This is a genomic window from Bordetella genomosp. 11, from assembly GCF_002261215.1.
Lineage (GTDB): Bacteria > Pseudomonadota > Gammaproteobacteria > Burkholderiales > Burkholderiaceae_B > Bordetella_C.
On sequence record NZ_NEVS01000004.1, the window covers coordinates 2,629,722 to 2,648,601 of the forward strand.

The window sequence follows — 18,880 nt, forward strand, 5'->3', positions numbered from 1 at the left end:
CTCCTTATCGGCTACGCCACCGGTGCCAGCGCTACCTTCATCCATCCCGGCTGCCGGGTGTCGAAGGCCTTGTAGGCGTCGATGACCGACGAAAGCGGCTCGCGCTTCGTCAGGATCGCCGCGGGATCCACCCGGCCCGACCGCACCAGCTCGATCAGCAGGGGGATGTACTTGCGGTGATTGCAGTTGCCCATGCGCACCGTCAGGTTCTTGTTCATCGCCATCCCGATGGGGAATAGGTTATCGGAGGGCGGATACACGCCGATGATGGCCAGCGTTCCGGCCTTGGCCAGCGCCTGGACGGCCCAGTCCAAGGCCTGGGCGGGCGCATCTCCAGGGACCCAGTTTTCTCCATGGGGATGCGCATGCGGCGCCAACTGGCGCGATTGCGCCTCCTTGGCGGCATTCTCGTCCGGCTTGGACGCGGGGCCGTCATGCGGATGGACCGCATCCACCCCCACGGCGTCGATGGCACGATCCACGCCGATCCCGCCGGTCAGGCGCTTGATGGTCTCGACCGGATCTTCCGCATTGAAGTCTATGGTTTCGGCGCCCTGTGCGCGGGCCATGGCCAGGCGGTCCGGCACGGCATCGATGGCGAAAATACGCCCGGCGTGCATCAACTTGGCCGACGCAATCGCGAATTGCCCCACCGGCCCGCAACCGAACACCGCCACCGTGCGGCCGGGTTCGATCTGCGCCAGGTCGGCCCCGAAATATCCCGTGGGGAAAATATCGGAGAGCATGATCGCCTGCTCGTCGTCGATCTCGTCCGGAAGCTTGAGCAGATTGACGTGCGCGTAGGGGATTCTCGCCTTCTCGGCCTGCAGGCCGTTGAAGCCCCCGGTCTGGTCGGGCCCTCCGTAGAAGGCGGTGCCCGCGGATTTCCCATGCGGGTTGGCGTTATCGCATTGCGCGTAATAGCCCGCACGGCAATACGAACAATATCCGCAAGCGATCGTGGACGGAATCACGACGCGGTCGCCCACCTCCAGGTTACGGACGCCGGGGCCGATCTGCTCGACGATGCCCACGCCCTCATGGCCCAGGATCGTCCCCGGCTTCACCCCTTCCATCGTGCCGCGGATGAAATGCAGGTCGGTGCCGCAAATGGCACTGGCCACCAGCCGGACGATGGCATCGGTTTCTTCTTTCAGCTGAGGATCCGGTACATCGTCCAGCCTGATGTCCCCGATCCCGTGGAATACGACAGCTTTCATGAATGACTCCTTGCGAATGGCGCGGATAGCGCGCGGACGCCGGACGCGGCGCGGGCCGGCCGGGCGGCGCATCGGCGATGCGGCTGCCGGCTGCCGCAGCAAGCCGCATGCGCGCCACCGTGGAGCATCGCCCGGCAAGCCCGATGGCATAAGACCTGCTGAACGGCAATGCGGCCACCGCCGTGGCCGCTCGCCGCCCGGCGAGCAAACGCAAGGATCGGACATGGGAAACGAAATGCAGGACACCGGGGATGCCGCGCTGCGCATCCTGATGTACTTCATCATGCCGTTGTGGATCGCCGCCGGCGTCGCGGATTACCTTTGCCACCGCCGTACCGATATCGCGCACACGGCCGGGCCCAAGGAATCGGCGCTTCATCTGCTGATGTTCGCGGAAATCGGCATCCCCCTGCTTGCCTGCCTGTTCCTGCAGGTCAACGCCCTGGTCTTCCTGGTGATGATCCTGGCCTTCATCGCGCATGAAGCCACCGCGCTCTGGGACGTGAGCTATGCGAGCCGGCGCCGCCACATCGGGCCGTTCGAACAGCACGTCCACAGCTTCCTGGAATTGCTGCCGCTGGCGGCGGGCATGCTGGTCGCCGTGCTTCATTGGCCGCAATTCCTCGCGCTGTTCGGGCTGGGGCCCGAGCCGGCGGGCTGGGACGTACGCTGGAAGGATCCACCGCTTCCCGCGGGGTACGTGGCTTTCGTCCTGCTGGCGGCCGTCGTGCTGGAATTTCTGCCTTATGTCGAGGAGCTGTGGCGCGGCCTGCGGGCGCGTGGCGCGACGGGAGGCGCACCGCGGAAAACGGAGGCAGACGTCTGACGGGCGCCACGCGCGGCGCCGTTGCGCGTCACGCGCTTGCGGTGTATTCATATAAATCATATATATAATATCCGCCACGAGCCGGATCCGGACCTCGCCTTACAATTCCGCGCCATCATTCTGGAAGCGATATGAATCATCAGCCGTCCTCGGCAGTGCCATTGGGCAGCCCGCTCTACGAACAGGTCAAAAAGGCAATGCTGACCGCGCTGGCTCACGGAGAATGGAAACAGGGCGAGGCCATTCCGCCAGAAAAAATCCTGGCCGAGCGGTTCGGCGTATCCATCGGCACGCTGCGCAAGGCGGTCGACGAGCTGGCCGCGGAGAATATCCTCGTGCGCCACCAGGGCCGTGGCACCTACGTCGCGGTCCACACCCGCAATTCGCATTTCTTCAAGTTCTTCCGCATCGTCCGGCAGGACGGCGATAAATCCTATCCCACCACCGAGCTGACGCGCTTTCGCCGCGTCCGGGCGACGCCGCTGGTGCGGGAAAAACTGGGCCTGCCCGCCGGCGGCCATGTCTTCGAATTCAATAACGTGCTGTCCCTGCACGGCGATGTCGTGATGTTCGATGAAGTCAGCCTGCCGGAAACGCTGTTTCCCGGCATGACGGAACGCCACCTGCGCGAACGGCCGAGCACCTTGTATAGTCTCTACCAGGACATGTTCGGCGTGAATGTCATCGCAACCGATGAACGCCTGCGGACCTGCCGCGCCAGCGCCATCCACGCGCAGTGGCTGGGCGTTCCGGAGGGCGAACCGCTGCTGCAGATTCGCCGCGTGGCCTATTCCTATCACCGCCAGCCGGTGGAATGGCGCGTTTCCCACGTGAACACCGAAGCCTACGAATATCTCGGGCAGGAATACACGGGCGGCGCCTGATCGCCGGCCCTCCTGCTTCGAGGCATCGCCATGCATATCGGATTCATTGGTCTGGGCAATATGGGCCGCGCGATCGCGGCCAATCTTATCAAGGGCGGACACACGCTGACCGTCTGGAACCGCTCGGCGCAAGCCGCCGCGCCGCTACGGGAACTTGGCGCGCGCGTGGCCGACAACGCGGCGCAAGCCTGCGAAGCGGACGTCGTGTTCAGCATGCTGGCCGACGACCGGTCCGTCGAACAGGTGTTCCTGGACGGCGGCGCGCTGTCCCGCATGCGCAAGGGTACCGTCCACGTCAACATGGCGACCATCTCCATCCCGGCGGCGCGCAGGCTGGCCGATGCCCACGCGGCACAGGGCGTGGGCTATGTCGCCGCGCCCGTGATGGGCAGGCCCGACGCGGCCGCCGCCGCCAAGCTGACGCTGCTGGTCGCGGGCGAAGCCGGCGCGGTGCGCATCGCCGAACCGCTCTTCGGACTGGTCGGTCACAAGACGGTGATGCTGGGCGATGCGCCGTACACCGCCAACGCCATGAAACTGACGGTGAATTTCATCCTGACGAGCGCCGTGGAGGCCTTGGCGGAAGGCGCCGCCCTGGCCAACGCCTACGGCATCGGTACCGGTACGCTGGTCGACCTGCTGACCAGCACCATCCTGCCAGGCCCGGTGCACACGGGTTATGGCGCCCTGATGACCAAGGGCAGCTACGAGCCTGCGAGTTTCCGCGCGCGGCTGGGATTGAAGGACGTGTCCCTGGCGCAGGAAGCCGCGCGGGAGGCGGGTGCCTCCCTACCCTTGGCGGATGTCGTCGCGGCGAGCATGCGCGAGGCCATCGACCAGGGACTGGGCGACCACGACCTGGCCGTCCTGGGCCAGGTGGCGCTGAATCGCAACAAGCGCCAGTGACCCCATGGCCCGGTGATCCAGCGGGTCATAGGTCCCCATCCGGGCCCCACATTGCCGAAGCCGCGTGCAAAGCATAAGGGCCTGCTTCATGGGAAGCAGGCCCTTTGCCATAGCCGGCCGATTGCGCCTACTGCGGTCCGAGCTTGCGGATCAGCGCGTCCAGCATGGCGCTTTCCTCTTCCGTCAGGTCCGTCAGCGGCGCGCGCACGGGGCCCGCGTCGCGGCCGACCAGGCGGGCGCCGGCCTTGACGATGCTGACCGCATAGCCGGCGCGCCGGTTGCGGATCTCCAGATACGGCAGGAAGAATTCATCCAGCAATTTGCCGACCGTGGCGTGATCGTCGGCGGCGATGGCGCGATAGAACTGCATCGCGGTCTTCGGGATGAAGTTGAATACGGCCGAGGAATACACCGGCACGCCCAGCGCCTTATAGGCCGCCGCATAGACTTCGGCGGTGGGCAGGCCGCCCAGGTAGGCGAAACGGTCCCCCATGGCGCGGCGCACGCGCACCATGTTTTCGATATCGCCCACGCCATCCTTGAAACCGATCAGGTTGGGACAGCGGTCGGCGACGCGGCGCAGATGGTCCGGGCCCAGGCGCGAATTGGCGCGGTTGTACACGATGACGCCGATCTTCAGCGACTTGCACACCTGCTCGACGTGTTCGGCGATGCCGTCCGCGCTGGCTTCCGTCAGGTAATGCGGCATCAGCAGGATGCCCTTTGCGCCCAGCCGCTCGGCTTCCTGCGCGTAGGCGATCGCCGTGCGGGTCGGCCCCCCCGCCCCGGCCAGGATCGGAACCTTGCCAGCGCAGGTATCGACCGCGGTACGGATGACATCCGCGTATTCGGCGGGCGCCAGGGAAAAGTACTCGCCGGTACCCCCGGCCGCGAACAGCGCGCTGGCGCCATACGGCGCGAGCCATTCCAGGCGCTCGATATAGGTGCGCGGACGGAAGTCGCCCTGCTCGTCGAAGTCGGTGATGGGGAAGGACAACAGGCCTTCCGAGATGATTTGCTTCAGTTCTAGCGGCGTGGTCATTGTGTGGGCGGTACCGGGGAGTTGCGAGGCAGATCGGATGTCATACGTTATCGTACAACACGCATCCCCGACCTGCCAGCGGTTTTTGGAACAGACGCTTGTCCGCCGCGGAATCCACTTGGCTGATAAGTTGGCAGAATACGTTGTACGATGACAAACATCAATCCCATCATCGCACCGCTTAGCCGCCACTTTCACACCGACGCCATGTCCGAGCCGCGAAATCCTCTCTATATACGCATCCACGACGACGACAATGTCGCGATCGTCGTGAACGACGGCGGCTTGCCCGCGGGCGCCGCGTTCGCCGATGGACTGGCCCTGCTGGAGGCCATCCCGCAAGGGCACAAGGTCGCGTTGCGCGATCTCGCGGAGGGAGACGCCATCGTGCGCTACGGCGTCGTGATCGGCTACGCCGCCCAGCCCCTGCCGCGCGGCAGTTGGGTCAACGAACGGGTCACCACCCTGCCGGAGCCGCCCGCGCTGGACCGATTGCCGATCGCCACGCGCGTCCCGCCCCAGCCCGAACCCCTGGAAGGCTACACCTTCCAGGGTTACCGCAACGCCGACGGCTCGGTGGGCACCCGCAATATCCTGGCCATCACCACCACGGTCCAATGCGTGTCCGGCGTCGTCGAACACGCCGTCAAGCGCATCCGCGCCGAACTACTGCCGCGATATCCGAACGTGGATGACGTGGTGGGGCTGGAACATACCTATGGCTGCGGCGTCGCCATCGACGCGCCGGATGCCGTGATTCCCATCCGCACGCTGCGCAATATCGCGCTCAATCCGAACTTCGGCGGCACCGCCATGATGGTCAGCCTGGGATGCGAGAAGCTGCAGCCGGACCGCCTGATGCCGCCGGGCAGCATCCCCATCGCGGGCGGCGGCAACCGGGTCGATACGGTCACCCTGCAGGACGAGGCGCACGTCGGATTCGAATCGATGGTGGCGTCCATCATGCGGACCGCCGAGCGCCACCTGGCCAGGCTGGACGCGCGACGTCGCGTCGAATGCCCCGTCTCGGATCTGGTGGTGGGCGTGCAATGCGGCGGCAGCGATGCGTTTTCGGGCATCACCGCGAATCCGGCGGTCGGCTATGCCAGCGACCTGCTGGTACGCGCGGGCGCGACCGTCATGTTCTCGGAGAACACCGAAGTGCGCGACGGGATTGCGCAATTGACCGCGCGCGCGGCCACGCCGGAGGTGGCGCAGGCCCTGATCCGCGAGATGGCCTGGTACGACGCCTATCTTGCGCGCGGCAATGCCGATCGCAGCGCGAATACCTCGCCCGGCAACAAGAAAGGCGGCCTGTCGAACATTGTCGAGAAAGCCATGGGATCGATCGCGAAATCCGGCCGCTCGGCGATCTCGGGCGTGGTCGCGCCGGGCGAAAAGCTCGCGTCCAAGGGACTGGTGTACACCGCCACGCCGGCCAGCGACTTCATCTGCGGGACGCTGCAACTGGCGGCCGGCATGAACCTGCACGTATTCACGACGGGTCGCGGCACCCCCTATGGACTGGCCGAGGTACCGGTCATCAAGGTAGCGACGCGCAACGACCTGGCGCGCCGCTGGCATGACCTGATGGACGTGAACGCCGGCCGCATCGCGACGGGCGAGGCAACAATCGCCGATGTCGGCTGGGAACTGTTCCATACCATGCTGGACGTGGCCAGCGGCCGCAAGAAGAGCCGTGCCGAGGCACTGCGGCTGCACAATGCGCTGGCCTTGTTCAATCCGGCGCCGGTGACCTGAGGCGGCGCGGGACGGAACCGCCTAAGCCGCGTCGGGCTGGTTTTCCGGCGCGGCCTGCTCGAAGGCCGGCAAGGCGCGGCAAGCCGCATCGATGCGCGCGATGACCGGCATGGCGGACAAGTCGCAATCCAGCCGCCGCGCATTGAACAGCTGCGGAACCAGGCAGGCGTCGGCCAGCGTCGGGCTATCGCCATGGCAATACACGCCCGTGTCGGGCGAATCGGCCAGCATATGCTCCAGCGCGAGCAGGCCGGTTTGCACCCAGTGCCGGTACCAGGCGTCGCGCGCCGCGTCCGGCACATCCAGCTCTTTCTTCAGGTAACGCAGCACGCGCAGATTGTTCAGCGGATGAATGTCGCAGGAAATTCCCTGCGCCAGGGCACGCACCCGCGCCCGCGCGACCGGCGTGGAAGGCAGTAGCGGCGGCTGCGGGTGGGTTTCGTCCAGGTATTCGATGATGGCCATCGATTGCGTCAGCACGGCCGAGCCGTCGACCAGCGTCGGCACCATCGCCTGGGGATTCAGCCGCAGGTATTCGGGCTTGAGCTGCTGGCCGCCGTCCTTGAGCAAATGCACCGGCACATAGTCATACGCCAACCCCTTCAGGTTCAGCGCGATACGCACCCGGTAGGCGGCCGAACTGCGGAAGTAACTATATAGCTGCATGCGGGCTCCTTGGGGGATGGCCGTTCAGCGCGGCGGCTGGTCGGATTCGGCGGGCTTGCGCGCCAGTCCCTTGGGCAGCGGAAACGCCACGTTCTCTTCCAGGCCCGGCATGGTCCTGACCGACACGGCGCCCAGCTCCTTGACGCGATCGATCACCTGGCGCACCAGGATCTCCGGGGCCGATGCGCCCGCGGTAATGCCGATGCGCTTGCGGCCTTGCAGCCACGAAGGATCGATGGCCTCAGCGCCGTCGACGAGGTAGGCGGTCACGCCCTTGCGTTCGGCGACTTCGCGCAGCCGGTTGGAGTTCGAACTGTTGGTGCTGCCCACGACCAGCACCAGATCGCATTCCGGCGCCAGCACCTTGACGGCGTCCTGGCGGTTCTGCGTCGCGTAGCAGATGTCGCTCTTGCGCGGTTCGATGATGGTGGGAAAACGCGAGCGCAGCGCCGCCGCGACTGCCGCCGCGTCGTCCACCGACAGCGTCGTCTGGGTCACGAAGGCAAGCTGTTCAGGATCGGCGACCCGCAGGGCGTGCACGTCTTCCACCGTCTCGACCAGGTACATGCCGTCCTTGGACTGCCCCAGCGTACCTTCCACTTCAGGATGTCCCTTGTGGCCGATCATGACGATTTCGCGGCCCGCCGCGCGCATCCGCGCGACTTCCACGTGAACCTTGGTCACCAGCGGACACGTGGCGTCGAAGACGCGCAGGCCGCGCTGTTCGGCCTCTGCGCGCACCGCCTTGGATACGCCGTGCGCCGAAAACACCACGATCGCGCCGGCGGGGGCGTCGTCCAATTCATCGATGAAGATCGCGCCCTTGCCGCGCAGGTCCGCGACGACGTAGCGGTTGTGGACGATTTCGTGGCGTACGTAGATCGGGGCGCCGTGCAGTTCGAGGGCGCGTTCGACGATCTCGATGGCGCGGTCCACGCCAGCGCAAAAGCCGCGCGGCTGGGCCAGCAGGACTTCGGCCTGCGGAGCCGTCACGGAGGTGGAGGTCGCGGTCATCAGAGCACCCCGAGAATCTGAACATCCAGCCGCAGCGCCGTGCCCGCCAATGGATGATTGAAGTCGAACAAGGCGCCGTCATCGTCCAGGGACTTCAGCACGCCCGAATAGCGGCCACCGTTGGGCGCCTGGAATTCCACCAGATCGCCCGGCTCGAAGCCGGCGTCCGCGCCGGCATGCTCGGCCAGCATGGCGCGGCTGACGCGCTGGATCAGTTCGGGATTGCGATCGCCATAGGCCTGTGCCGGCGGCAGCGTCACGCTGAAGCTGCTGCCTTCGGGCTGTTCCAGCAGCGCGGCTTCCATGCCGGGCGCCCACTGGCCCGTTCCCAGTTGCAGCGTGGCGGGACGGCCGGTGAAGGTATCGGCGAAAACGGATCCTTCGCCCGGCCCGGAGGCAAGGACGATGCGGTAGTGCAGGGTGAGGTAGGAATCCGGACGGACAAAAACGTTCGTGCTGGGCATGGCGGTGCTCAAGATATGCCACCGTATCGGGCTGAATCCGCCATTTTAGTCCCAGGCGCGCGGGTGCCTTCGCATTACCCCGCCGCACCATGCCAGGAGTTGCCCTCATGCCCACGCCCAAGCCATCGGATACGGACACGGAACGCCCCCGCGAACGGCTGCTGCGCCATGGCGCCTGCGTGCTGACCGACGCCGAGCTGCTGGCCGTCGTGCTGCGCACCGGCACGTCCGGGCGGCCGGTGCTTGCCCTGGCGCACGACGTCCTGGGCCACTTCGGCGGCCTGCGCGGGCTGTTCCGCGCAGGCGCGGACACGCTGGAACAGGTCCATGGCCTGGGCAGCGCCAAAATCTGCCAATTGCTGAGCGTGCTGGAACTGGCGCGCCGCGCCATGCGCGAAGACCTGGTGGAAGGCTGCGCGCTGGACCAGCCCAACCGTGTCAAGCAATACTGCGTCGCCCTGCTCGGCCATCACGACATCGAGTACTGCATTGCGCTCTACCTGGACAACCGCCTGCGGCTGATCGCCACCGGCGAAGTCGCGCGGGGCACGTTGTCCCAGGCTTCGGTCTATCCCCGTGAAGTCGTGCGCGATGCCCTGCGCCATCACGCCGCCGCGCTGATCCTGGCGCATAACCACCCCTCCGGCCTGGCGATTCCCAGCGACGCCGACGAGCGCCTCACCCGCCACCTCAAGCAGGCGCTGGCGCTGGTGGATGTACGGCTGCTGGACCACCTGATCATCGCCGGGGGCGCCGCGCTGTCGATGGCGGAACAGGGACGGATGTGACCCCGGGCCCAGGGCAAGCCCCTCCAGCCGGCCATACGGCCGAGGCTTGCGAACGGGCGGCGATCGGGCTAGAATGCCGAGTTCTTTCTGGATACGTGGTGGCAGCACGAGTCCGAAAGCATGCCTGGCAGGTTTGGGCAACAACGGTTGGCAACAACGCAGTTTCGTTGGCAACAACGGTTGGCAGTACGCGGTGGCGACACCGCGCAGGCAAGACCGGCCAAGGTATGCACGAATGGCGGCCACAGGCGACCCGCACTCCTAGGAAAATCCATGAAACAGAATACTCATCCTGAATACCGCCAAGTGGTGTTCATGGACGTCCAGACGGGCGACAAGTTCATTATCGGTTCCACCATCAATACGCGTGAAACCATCGATGTGGACGGCACGACCTACCCGCTGTTCAAGTGCGACGTGACGTCCAAGTCGCATCCGTTCTACACCGGTGCGCAGACCCGCATCGTCGAGACCGGCCGCGTGGAAAAATTCCGCGCCCGTTTCGCCCGCACCACGGGTGCCGCCAAGTCGGCCTCCTGATCGCCGGCACAGCGCGCGCACGAAGAAAGCAGCCTGCGGGCTGCTTTTTTTTGCCGGCAGCAAGCGCCCCGACCGGCGCCGCGCGTTTTTTTCTTACGCTCGATCATTCCCAGACAGAAACGACGGTCATCTATCCGGTACAGTACGCCCCGTGTCCCCCTTATCCCGCACTACCCCCGCCCGGCTGACCGCGCCGGCAACCGTCAAACTGCCCCGGCTGGCATTGCTGGGGCTGGCGGTCGCCTATATCGTGTTCGGCCTGTTCATGCGGGATCCGTGGAAAACGGACGACGTGGTGGGACTGGCGACGATGCTCACCGCGGTGCGCGACGGCGGCCATACCTGGATGCTGCCGCAGGTCGGCGTCCTGGCGCATGCCGAGGAAGGCCCTCTTATCACGTGGGTGGGCGCCGCATCGATGTGGCTGTTCGGCCCGATCATGGGCGATATCACCGCGGGACGGCTGCCGAACCTGCTGTGGTTCTTCATTACCACCGCATCCCTGTGGTACGGCACCTACCTGCTGGGCCGCCGTCCGGAGGCCCAGCCGCTGGCCCTGCCCTTCGGCGGCGAACCGACGGTGCGCGACTACGGGCGTATGCTCGCCGACGCGGCGCTGCTGCTCCTGCTGGCGACGGTGGGCATTCTGCAGCGAGTACACGAAACCTCCGAAATTCCCGCCATCATGGCGACACAGGCCGCCGCCTTTTATTCGCTGGCGCGCATGCTGGACCGCCCACGCGTGGGCGCGGTCAGCCTGGGCGTGGCATTGGCCGCCAGCTTCCTCGTGCGCGGCTGGGTCGGCGCCCTGCCCATCATGCTGGGCTGCCTGCTGGCCTTCCATCCCAAGAGCGGCCTGTGGGTCCGGCGCCGCTGGCTGCTGCTGGCCGCCGCGCTGTGCGCCGCGATCATGCTGGCGTGGTGGATACCTGCCTCGTTGACCAGCGAATACTGGATCCGCAACTGGAAGCTCTGGAATATCGATAACTACGCGCTGCCGGAAGTCGGCGACCTGCTGCGCACGCTACGCGACCTTCCCTGGTACCTGTGGCCCACCTGGCCGCTTGCCATCCTGGCCCTATCGCGCTGGTGGGCATGGCGCTACGCCCCCCACGTCTGGCTGCCGGTGGCCATGCTGGTCTGCCCGCTGATCCTAATCGCGTTCACGGACGAGCCTTCCGAAGGCGAATTCATCCTGCTGGTCCTGCCCTGCGCCTGCCTGGCCGCGTTTTCGCTGCCCACCCTGCGGCGGGCCGTGGTCAATACGCTGGACTGGTTCGCGGTCATGTGTTTTTCGCTGACCGCGGCCACGGTCTGGCTGGGATGGATCGCGCTGAATTTCGGTTTCCCCGCCAAAATCGCCCGCAACATCCAGCGCCAGACCACCGGCTATGTGCCGGAAATCTCCTGGCTCGCCGTGGCGCTGGCCCTGGCCGTCACGGTGGGCTGGATCGTCCTGGTGGCATGGCGGCTGCGCGTGCGGCCGACCGCGCTGTGGCGCGGCACGGTCATGTCGGCGGCCGGACTCGCCGCCACCTGGATCCTGCTGGTCCTGCTGTGGCAGCCGCCCGTGGACTACGCGCGCAGCTATCGCAAGGTCTCCGGCGAACTGGCCGCGGCGCTGGCGCAGAATATGCGGCCGGGCGAGTGCGTGCGCGGGCTCGGACTGGGCAGCGGCCAGCGCGCATCCTTCCTGGTCTTCAACGACCTGAACTTCCCCTATGACAACCGCTGCACGCTGATTTTGCAGCAGACCTCGCGCAGCAGCCTGCGGGACGGGACGGCCGCCTACAGCGATGGCGCGGATGTGCTGTGGCAGGGCGGACGCCTGTCGGATCGCAGCGAAGTCTTCCGCCTCTTGCGCGTTCCCCCCACCACCCCGCGATGACGCAAACGCTGCCCACCGAAGCCCCTTTCGGGGCCTCCGTGCGCGCCATCGCGCGCCAGGCCTGGCCGGTCCTCATCAGCCAGTGGGCGGGCATCGCCTTCGGCGTCCTGGATACCGCCATGACGGGCCACGCCAGCCCGGACGACCTGGCCGCCATGTCGCTGTCGGCTTCCGTCTACATTACCGTGTTCGTCGGGCTGATGGGCGTGATCCATGCGCTGATTCCCATCGTTGCCCAGCACTTCGGCGCGGGTCGCATGCGCGATGTCGGCGCGATGTGGGGCCAGGGCGTGTGGCTGGCCATCGGCCTGTCCGCGATAGGCGGCGCGCTGATGCTGTTTCCCGATGCGTGGCTGTCGATGTCGGGCAACGTCGCCCCCGACGTGCGCGCCCGCGTGGCCGGCTACCTGCAGGCGCTGACGCTGGCATTGCCGGCGGCGCTGGTGTTCCGCACGATCTATGCGCTGGGCACCGCCGTATCGCGCCCCAAGCTGGTGATGGGAATCAACCTGGTCGCGGTGCTGTTCAAGGCCGTGTTCAACTGGCTGTTCATCTACGGCAAGCTGGGCCTGCCCGCCATGGGCGCGACCGGTGCCGGCCTGTCGAGCGCCGTCGTATCGTGGATGAGCCTGGGCGCCGGCCTATGGATCCTGCGCCACGACAAGTACTACGCGCGCTTCAAGCTGCGCCTGGGCCGCCCGGACTGGACCGCGCAAAAGGAATTGCTGCGGCTGGGCCTGCCCATGGGCGGCTCCTACCTGGTGGAAGTCTGCGCCTTCACCTTCATGGCGCTGCTGGTGGCGCGCGAAGGCACATTCGTGATCGGCGGACACCAGATCATGTCCAACCTGGCCGCGCTGTGCTACATGATGCCGATGGCGATCGGCGTGGCCAGCGCTTCCCTGACCGCGCAGGCCATCGGCGCGGGCCGGCCGGTACAGGCTCACCGCATGGGCATGGCCGGCCTGGCCCTGGGCCTGCTGGGCGCCACCTTCACCGCCTGCCTGCTATGGGTGGGCAAGCCGCTGATCCTGCGCGCCTACACCGACAATATGGAAGTCGCCGCCGTGGCCGCGACCCTTTTGCAGGTCATTCCGCTGTTCCACCTGTGCGACGCGATGCAGTGCATCAACTCCTATCTGCTGCGCGCATACAAGGTCGCGGTGGTCCCGCTGGTGCTGCAGGTGGCCGCACTGGGTTTGTTCGGCCTGGGCGGCGGATGGCTCTTCGGCTTCGGGCCCGCGCGCGGCCATCTGGATGCGCTGCGCACCCTGCTGCTGCCGGGCTCGCCCGTGGGCGCGGGCACGATGTGGCTCATGGCGATCTTCGGCCTGGGCCTTTCGGCCACGCTGCTGCATGCCTGGTACCGGCGCATCGTTCGCGCCAGCCTGGCGTAGCCGCGCAGGCGCCGCGCCGCTACTTCGGCCGCTTGTCGACCACCCTGCGGGCCTTGCCGGTCAGGGTCCGCTCGACCTGACCGCATTCGAGCACCCGTACCGCCGCGCTGACGCCAATGTGCGCCTTGACCGCCTGGGCCAGCTGGCCGGCCAGCGCGGCGCGCGCTTCGTCGGCCATGCCTTCCAGTTCGGGCCTGGGTTCGGCGAGGATCTCCAGTTCGTCCAGGGCCCCGGCGCGTGTCAGCACCAATTGGTAGTGCGGCGCCAATTGGCCGGTTTTCAGCACAAGCTCCTCTACCTGGGTGGGGAACAGGTTCACGCCACGCACGATAAGCATGTCATCGCTGCGGCCCGTGATCTTGCCCATGCGCCGCATGCTGCGCGCGGTGGGCGGGAGCAATCGCGTCAGATCCCGCGTGCGGTAGCGAATGACCGGCATGGCCTGTTTGGTAAGCGAAGTGAAAACCAGCTCGCCGGGCTCGCCATCGGCCACCGGCAAGCCGCTGTCCGGATCGACGATCTCGGGATAGAAATGATCTTCCCAGATGACCGGTCCATCCTTGGCTTCCACGCATTCGTTGGCCACGCCCGGCCCCATGACCTCGGACAGTCCGTAGATATCCACCGCGTCGATGCCGGCACGTGCCTCCAGCTCTTCGCGCAGCCTGCCCGTCCACGGCTCCGCGCCAAAGATACCGATGCGCAAGGAGGATGCGCGCGGGTCCATGCCCTGCCGGTCCATTTCCTCGAGGATGTTGCAGAAGTACGAGGGCGTCACCATGATGATGTCCGGCCGGAAATCCTGGATCAGCTGGACCTGTTTTTCCGTCTGTCCGCCGGACATCGGGATGACCGTGCAGCCCAGCCGCTCGGCGCCATAATGCGCGCCCAGGCCGCCGGTGAACAACCCATAGCCATAGGCGATGTGCACGATGTCGCCCGGCCTGCCCCCCGATGCGTGGATCGACCGTGCCACCAGGCCGGCCCAGTTATCCAGGTCCTCGCGGGTATAGCCCACCACGGTCGGCTTGCCGGTAGTGCCGCTGGACGCATGCACGCGCGCTATCTGTTCGCGTGGCACGGCGAACATGCCGAAGGGATAGTTGTCGCGCAGATCCTGCTTGGAGGTGAAGGGAAACCTGGCCAGGTCGGCCAGCTGCCTGAGATCCGTGGGGTGCACGCCCGCCGCGTCGAAGGCCTGGCGGTAGTGCGGCACATTCGCATACGCATGCGCGAGCGTCCATTGCAGGCGCCGCAACTGCAGCGCCTCGATTTCGTCGCGGCTGGCATGTTCGATGGGATCCAGTCCCGGCTTGCTTGGCGTGGCCATGATGATGTCTCCGATTCTTTTATGCCGCGCGGCCGGTATCCGGCGGCCGCGTCGTCCTGCCCCCGGCGCCTCAATCGCCGAGGATCTGCCCCTTGATGCGATACGAGCGGCCGCGGAACAACGCCACCGCCTGGCCATCCTGGTTGGTGACGGTCACGTCATAGACGCCCGTGCGGCCGGCCAGCGATCGCTCGCGCGCCGTCGCGGTCAGCACATCGCCCTCGCGGGCCGGCGCCAGGAAATCGATGGTGCAGCCCGACGCCACGGTACTGACATTGCGTGAATTGCAGGCGAAGGCGAAGGCACTGTCCGCCAGCGAGAAAATGAAGCCGCCGTGGCAGGTGCGATGTCCATTCAGCATGTCCGACCGCACGGGCATTGTCAGGCTGGCATGGCCGGGGCCGACATCGGCCAGGCGCATGCCCAGCGCCTGGCTGGCGGCATCGGCCGCGTACATGGCGCCCGCCACCGCGCGTGCCAGCGCGGCGGGATCGGCCGGGTCGGCGGGCGTGGATGCGGGCATGGTGCGCGAGTCGTCCATCATCGTCCCTGGAAGCGTGGTTCGCGTTTTTCCAGGAAGGCCGCCACGCCCTCGGCGTAGTCCTGGCTACGGCCCAGTTCGCGCATCATTTGCACCTCCAGCGCAAGCTGTTCGTCCAGGGTATGGTCCATGCTGGCCAGCAGCGCGCGCTTGGTATATGCCAGGCCTTTGGTGGGGGCGGCGGCGAAATGCCGGCACAGGGTTTCGAGCGTGGCGTCGAAGGCATCGTCGGCGACACATTGCCAGATCAGCCCCCATTGCTCCGCCTGGCGCGCGTCGATCCGTTCGCCCAGCATGGCCATGCCCATGGCCCGCGCCCGTCCGACCAACCGCGGCAGGACATAGGTGCCGCCGGTATCCGGGATCAATCCCAAGCGGCAAAACACTTCGATGAAGCTGGCGGACTCTTTGGCGATGACGATATCGCCAGCCAGCGCCAGATTGGCGCCGGCGCCCGCCGCGACACCGTTCACGCCGACGACCACCGGCAGCGGCAACGCGTGCAGCCGCCGCACCAGGGGCGCATAGTATTTTTCGACGGTCTCGCCCAGGTCCACTTGCGGGGCGCCGGGCGCGGGACGGCGTTCGCTCAGATCCTGGCCGGCGCAGAAGCCGCGCCCCGCCCCGGTAATCAGCAGGACCCGGGCGGACGCGCTCTCTACCTGGTCCAGCGCGCTGGCCACCTCGCCATGCATGCGCGCGGTGAAGCAATTGAGCTTGTCGGGGCGGTTCAAGGTGAGGCGGGCGATGCCGTCCTGCAGCGTGAACTGGATGTCTTCGTACGATGTCGTCATGATGCGGACGGTCCTTGGGTTCGCGGAATCGGATCCGCGGTATCAGATATGCCAGCGGGCCTGCACGACCCTGAAGCGGTTCGCCACATACGCGCTGTCGCACAGCGATGCATTTGCCGCCGGGTTGGCGCCGGTGCCATGGAAATCGCTGAATGCCGCCGATTGATTGACGAACACACCGCCCGTCAGATTAAGCGAAAGCGCCACGCCCGCGTCTTCCGAAGCATCGCGCACGGCCCGGGCGACCTCCGCATCGGTGGTATAGGCCGACAGCGTCAACGCCCCGTGCTCGCGCGCGCCGTCACGCGCCAGCGCGATACTTTGCGCCGTGCTCTCGGTTTCAACGACAAAGGCGATCGGGCCGAACCATTCCCGCTGAATGGCGGGGTGGCCGGCATCGGCCCGCAGCAGCAGCGGCGTGCGGATGCGCGCGCCATCGAACTGCGGATGGGTGACGGACCGGCTCTGCGCCAGCACCGGCAGGCCCAGGTCGCGTGCCTCGTCGAGGCGAGCCAGCGTGGCATCGGCCTGGATGCCGCCCAATAGGTCGGCGGCCTTGGCGTCGTCCGCCGTCAAGGCTTGCAACGCCGCCGCGATGGCACCGGCCACTTCATCGAAACTGGCACGCCCCTGCGCCGTGCGGATACCGTCGCGCGGCACATGGATGTTCTGCGGCGCCGTGCACATCTGCCCGCTGTAGAGCGCAAGCGAAACCGCCAGATTGCGCGCCATGGCCTTCAGGTCGTCCACCGAGTCGACGATGACGGCGTTCACGCCGGATTTCTCGGTGTAGACCTGCGCTTGCCGGACATGCCGTTCCAGCCATTCGCCGTTCGCCTTGCTGCCGGTGAAATCGACGATTTTCACGTGGGGATCGGTGGCCAGGACCTGTGCCGTGTCATCGCCCGCGGGATGGGGCGCCAGCAATACCACGTCCGGGTCGTAGCCGGCTTCGGCCAGCGTCTCGCGGGCGATGCGCACGGTTATCGCGAGCGGCAGAATGGCGGTGGGATGCGGCTTGACGATCACCGTATTGCCGGTCGCCAGGCTGGCGAACAGGCCGGGATAGCTATTCCAGGTAGGAAAAGTGGAGCAACCGATCACCAGCGCGACACCGCGCGGTACCACGGTGAAATGCTTTTCCATGCGCAGCGGGTCCTGTTTGCCCTGCGGCTTCTCCCAGACGACCTGTTCGGGAATGCGCGCCATCTCGCGCCAGGCATAGGCCACGGCCTCCAGGCCGCGATCCTGGGCGTGCGGACCGCCCGCCTGGAAAGCCATCAGGTAGCCCTGGCCGGTCGTGTGCTGCACGGCGTGGGCGATTTCGAAACTGGCCCGGTTCAGACGCTGCAGGATTTCCAGGGATACCCCGGTCCAGGCACGCGGTCCCGCGCGGCGCCACTTCGCCAGCGCGCGCGCCGACGCCGCCACCGTGGCCTGCGGCGACAGGCGCGGATAGCTGATATGCAGATCGAAACCGAAGGGCGAACGCTCGCCGCCCGCCATCAGTGCCGCACCGTCTACCTGCAGGGGGAAATCGCCCCCCCGCAGCGCTTCGAAAGCCGCGCGCCCGGCATCGCCGGCGGTCTCGCCGTAATTGCGCGGGCTGGGCGACTCCGGAAACGGGCTCCAGTATTGACGGCTCTCGGCGGCCCGCACGGCCTGTTCGAGCAGATCGCGATGTCGTTCGAAAAAATCTGTGGTCACGGTAGTCTCCTGCGCGAACGGCCCGCGCCGTTCAGTTTTCCTGGTCGAAATCCAGTACCAGCGTGTCGCTGACCGGATAGCTCTGGCAACTCAAGACGAAACCCCGGGCGACTTCATAGTCCTCCAGGGCGAAATTCGCATCCATATCCACTTCACCTTCGACCACCTTGCAGCGGCAGGTGGAACAGACTCCGCCCTTGCAGGAATAGGGAAGCTCGATGCCCTGGGCCAGGGCGGCGTCCAGCACACTGTCGAGGTTCTTGTCGATGGTGAAGCTGCGCCGGTGTCCGTCCTGCACCACCGTCACGCGGCACTGGGATTGGCCCGCGACGAGGCCCCCCTGGCGCGGCCCGCGCGCCGCGCGCGGCGCGCCGAACAGTTCGAACTTGATGCGCTCGCGCGGGAAACCCAGGCGCTCCAGCGTGGGAACGACGTCCTCGATCATGGCCTGGGGCCCGCACAGGAAAACGTAATCGATATCCCGCACGCGCAGCCATCGCGTCAGCAGGCTTTCCACCTTCGCGCCATCCAGGCGTCCGTTGAAAAGTTCGACGTCCTGCGTTTCGCGGCTCATGACGTGACATAGCGAAAAGCGCGTCATGTAGCGGTTCTTCAAGTCTTCCAGCGCCTCGCGGAAGAGCACCGAAGACGAGGCTCGATTGCCGTAGAACAGCGTGAAGCGGCTGTCGGCCTCGGTGGCCAGCGCGGTCTTGATCAGCGAATACACCGGCGTGATGCCGCTGCCGACCGCGAACGCCACGTAGTGGCGGGCCTGGCCGGCCGCGAAGTCGACGGTGAATTCGCCGTCCGGCGGCATCACGTCCAGCACGGTGCCGGCCCGCAGCTCGCGATTGGCCCAGCTGGAGAATGCCCCGTCGTCCACCCGCTTGATCGCGACCTTCAGCGCGCCATCCTGCGGCGACGAGCAGATCGAATAGGACCGCCGCAGCTCTTGCTCGCCCACGCGGGTACGCAAGGTCAGGTATTGCCCGGGCCGGAACGCGAAGTCCTGCGCCAGCGCCGGCGGCAGGTCGAAAGTGAGCACGACCGCATCGCGCGTATCGCGCGCCACGTCGACGACCCTCAAGGAATGGAAGGAACTGGCCATGGCG

At 66.6% G+C, this 18,880-nt stretch carries 18 protein-coding genes; 8 read left to right on the forward strand and 10 right to left on the reverse strand.

Features of this window, described 5'->3' with window-relative positions; genetic code table 11:
• Window positions 1–11: 11 nt before the first annotated feature.
• Window positions 12–1,220 carry a zinc-dependent alcohol dehydrogenase gene (locus CAL28_RS19465; RefSeq protein ID WP_094844726.1) on the reverse strand — a complete coding sequence of 403 codons (1,209 nt, stop codon included), beginning with the start codon at window positions 1,218–1,220 and terminating at the stop codon, window positions 12–14.
• A 223-nt stretch (window positions 1,221–1,443) separates the two neighbouring features.
• Here CAL28_RS19465 and CAL28_RS19470 point away from each other — a divergent pair, with 223 nt between their 5' ends.
• The 3 genes from CAL28_RS19470 (at window position 1,444) to CAL28_RS19480 (ending at window position 3,836) form a co-directional block, all read left to right on the forward strand.
• Window positions 1,444–2,046 (forward strand): diguanylate cyclase, encoded by a 603-nt coding sequence (locus CAL28_RS19470; RefSeq protein ID WP_217906588.1) that lies wholly within the window; start codon window positions 1,444–1,446, stop codon window positions 2,044–2,046.
• A gap of 131 nt (window positions 2,047–2,177) precedes the next feature.
• On the forward strand, window positions 2,178–2,930 hold the full coding sequence (locus CAL28_RS19475; RefSeq protein ID WP_094842891.1) for a GntR family transcriptional regulator: 753 nt from the start codon (window positions 2,178–2,180) through the stop codon (window positions 2,928–2,930).
• Window positions 2,931–2,960: 30 nt separating this feature from the next.
• Complete coding sequence (locus tag CAL28_RS19480; protein WP_094842892.1) at window positions 2,961–3,836, forward strand: NAD(P)-dependent oxidoreductase; 876 nt, start codon at window positions 2,961–2,963, stop codon at window positions 3,834–3,836.
• A gap of 127 nt (window positions 3,837–3,963) precedes the next feature.
• Here the strand turns inward: CAL28_RS19480 and kdgD are convergent, their stop codons facing one another.
• Window positions 3,964–4,878, reverse strand: coding sequence for a 5-dehydro-4-deoxyglucarate dehydratase (gene kdgD, locus CAL28_RS19485; protein WP_094842893.1), 915 nt, complete (start codon window positions 4,876–4,878; stop codon window positions 3,964–3,966).
• 207 nt (window positions 4,879–5,085) lie between these two features.
• Here kdgD and garD point away from each other — a divergent pair, with 207 nt between their 5' ends.
• Window positions 5,086–6,639: a galactarate dehydratase gene (gene garD, locus CAL28_RS19490; RefSeq protein WP_094844728.1), complete on the forward strand. Its 1,554-nt coding sequence runs from the start codon at window positions 5,086–5,088 to the stop codon at window positions 6,637–6,639.
• A 21-nt stretch (window positions 6,640–6,660) separates the two neighbouring features.
• On the opposite strand, the gene maiA is transcribed toward garD, so the two are convergent.
• Genes maiA through CAL28_RS19505 form a run of 3 tightly spaced genes read right to left on the reverse strand, consistent with a single transcriptional unit; the run spans window position 6,661 to window position 8,783 of the window.
• Window positions 6,661–7,305 carry a maleylacetoacetate isomerase gene (gene maiA, locus CAL28_RS19495; RefSeq protein WP_094842894.1) on the reverse strand — a complete coding sequence of 215 codons (645 nt, stop codon included), beginning with the start codon at window positions 7,303–7,305 and terminating at the stop codon, window positions 6,661–6,663.
• Window positions 7,306–7,329: 24 nt separating this feature from the next.
• Complete coding sequence (gene ispH / locus CAL28_RS19500) at window positions 7,330–8,319, reverse strand: 4-hydroxy-3-methylbut-2-enyl diphosphate reductase (protein WP_094842895.1); 990 nt, start codon at window positions 8,317–8,319, stop codon at window positions 7,330–7,332.
• A complete protein-coding gene (locus CAL28_RS19505) occupies window positions 8,319–8,783 on the reverse strand; it encodes an FKBP-type peptidyl-prolyl cis-trans isomerase (RefSeq protein ID WP_176464038.1) in 465 nt (154 codons plus the stop codon). The genes ispH and CAL28_RS19505 overlap by 1 nt, the downstream gene beginning before the upstream one ends.
• A gap of 107 nt (window positions 8,784–8,890) precedes the next feature.
• Between CAL28_RS19505 and radC the strand changes: the two genes are divergently transcribed.
• The 4 genes from radC (at window position 8,891) to CAL28_RS19525 (ending at window position 13,396) form a co-directional block, all read left to right on the forward strand.
• Window positions 8,891–9,571, forward strand: a complete 681-nt coding sequence (radC, locus tag CAL28_RS19510; protein WP_094842897.1) for a RadC family protein — start codon at window positions 8,891–8,893, stop codon at window positions 9,569–9,571.
• Window positions 9,572–9,844: 273 nt separating this feature from the next.
• On the forward strand, window positions 9,845–10,111 hold the full coding sequence (locus CAL28_RS19515) for a type B 50S ribosomal protein L31 (RefSeq protein WP_094842898.1): 267 nt from the start codon (window positions 9,845–9,847) through the stop codon (window positions 10,109–10,111).
• A gap of 151 nt (window positions 10,112–10,262) precedes the next feature.
• Window positions 10,263–11,999 carry an ArnT family glycosyltransferase gene (locus tag CAL28_RS19520; protein WP_094842899.1) on the forward strand — a complete coding sequence of 579 codons (1,737 nt, stop codon included), beginning with the start codon at window positions 10,263–10,265 and terminating at the stop codon, window positions 11,997–11,999.
• The gene (locus CAL28_RS19525; protein ID WP_094842900.1) at window positions 11,996–13,396 is read left to right on the forward strand and encodes an MATE family efflux transporter; all 1,401 of its coding nucleotides are present in this window, start codon (window positions 11,996–11,998) and stop codon (window positions 13,394–13,396) included. The genes CAL28_RS19520 and CAL28_RS19525 overlap by 4 nt, the downstream gene beginning before the upstream one ends.
• A gap of 19 nt (window positions 13,397–13,415) precedes the next feature.
• On the opposite strand, the gene paaK is transcribed toward CAL28_RS19525, so the two are convergent.
• The 5 genes from paaK to paaE all read right to left on the reverse strand — a co-directional run bounded on the left by paaK (window position 13,416) and on the right by paaE (window position 18,876).
• Window positions 13,416–14,729 (reverse strand): phenylacetate--CoA ligase PaaK, encoded by a 1,314-nt coding sequence (gene paaK / locus CAL28_RS19530; protein ID WP_094844729.1) that lies wholly within the window; start codon window positions 14,727–14,729, stop codon window positions 13,416–13,418.
• Between the two features lie 67 nt (window positions 14,730–14,796).
• The gene (gene paaI / locus CAL28_RS19535; RefSeq protein WP_094844730.1) at window positions 14,797–15,249 is read right to left on the reverse strand and encodes a hydroxyphenylacetyl-CoA thioesterase PaaI; all 453 of its coding nucleotides are present in this window, start codon (window positions 15,247–15,249) and stop codon (window positions 14,797–14,799) included.
• A gap of 17 nt (window positions 15,250–15,266) precedes the next feature.
• Window positions 15,267–16,061 (reverse strand): 2-(1,2-epoxy-1,2-dihydrophenyl)acetyl-CoA isomerase PaaG, encoded by a 795-nt coding sequence (paaG, locus tag CAL28_RS19540; protein WP_094842901.1) that lies wholly within the window; start codon window positions 16,059–16,061, stop codon window positions 15,267–15,269.
• A 42-nt stretch (window positions 16,062–16,103) separates the two neighbouring features.
• Window positions 16,104–17,768 (reverse strand): phenylacetic acid degradation protein PaaN, encoded by a 1,665-nt coding sequence (gene paaN / locus CAL28_RS19545; protein ID WP_094842902.1) that lies wholly within the window; start codon window positions 17,766–17,768, stop codon window positions 16,104–16,106.
• Between the two features lie 31 nt (window positions 17,769–17,799).
• Window positions 17,800–18,876 (reverse strand): 1,2-phenylacetyl-CoA epoxidase subunit PaaE, encoded by a 1,077-nt coding sequence (gene paaE, locus CAL28_RS19550; protein WP_094842903.1) that lies wholly within the window; start codon window positions 18,874–18,876, stop codon window positions 17,800–17,802.
• Window positions 18,877–18,880: the final 4 nt, after the last annotated feature.

Bases quoted from the DNA above. Each gene is read 5' to 3' on its own strand.
- garD (WP_094844728.1), top strand. From the start codon at position 5,086: ATGTCCGAGCCGCGAAATCCTCTCTATATACGCATCCACGACGACGAC.
- paaG (WP_094842901.1), bottom strand. From the start codon at position 16,061: ATGACGACATCGTACGAAGACATCCAGTTCACGCTGCAGGACGGCATC.
- CAL28_RS19475 (WP_094842891.1), top strand. From the start codon at position 2,178: ATGAATCATCAGCCGTCCTCGGCAGTGCCATTGGGCAGCCCGCTCTAC.
- paaE (WP_094842903.1), bottom strand. From the start codon at position 18,876: ATGGCCAGTTCCTTCCATTCCTTGAGGGTCGTCGACGTGGCGCGCGAT.
- maiA (WP_094842894.1), bottom strand. From the start codon at position 7,305: ATGCAGCTATATAGTTACTTCCGCAGTTCGGCCGCCTACCGGGTGCGT.
- CAL28_RS19465 (WP_094844726.1), bottom strand. From the start codon at position 1,220: ATGAAAGCTGTCGTATTCCACGGGATCGGGGACATCAGGCTGGACGAT.
- CAL28_RS19505 (WP_176464038.1), bottom strand. From the start codon at position 8,783: ATGCCCAGCACGAACGTTTTTGTCCGTCCGGATTCCTACCTCACCCTG.
- paaI (WP_094844730.1), bottom strand. From the start codon at position 15,249: ATGCCCGCATCCACGCCCGCCGACCCGGCCGATCCCGCCGCGCTGGCA.
- CAL28_RS19515 (WP_094842898.1), top strand. From the start codon at position 9,845: ATGAAACAGAATACTCATCCTGAATACCGCCAAGTGGTGTTCATGGAC.
- CAL28_RS19480 (WP_094842892.1), top strand. From the start codon at position 2,961: ATGCATATCGGATTCATTGGTCTGGGCAATATGGGCCGCGCGATCGCG.
- radC (WP_094842897.1), top strand. From the start codon at position 8,891: ATGCCCACGCCCAAGCCATCGGATACGGACACGGAACGCCCCCGCGAA.
- CAL28_RS19470 (WP_217906588.1), top strand. From the start codon at position 1,444: ATGGGAAACGAAATGCAGGACACCGGGGATGCCGCGCTGCGCATCCTG.
- kdgD (WP_094842893.1), bottom strand. From the start codon at position 4,878: ATGACCACGCCGCTAGAACTGAAGCAAATCATCTCGGAAGGCCTGTTG.
- CAL28_RS19525 (WP_094842900.1), top strand. From the start codon at position 11,996: ATGACGCAAACGCTGCCCACCGAAGCCCCTTTCGGGGCCTCCGTGCGC.
- ispH (WP_094842895.1), bottom strand. From the start codon at position 8,319: ATGACCGCGACCTCCACCTCCGTGACGGCTCCGCAGGCCGAAGTCCTG.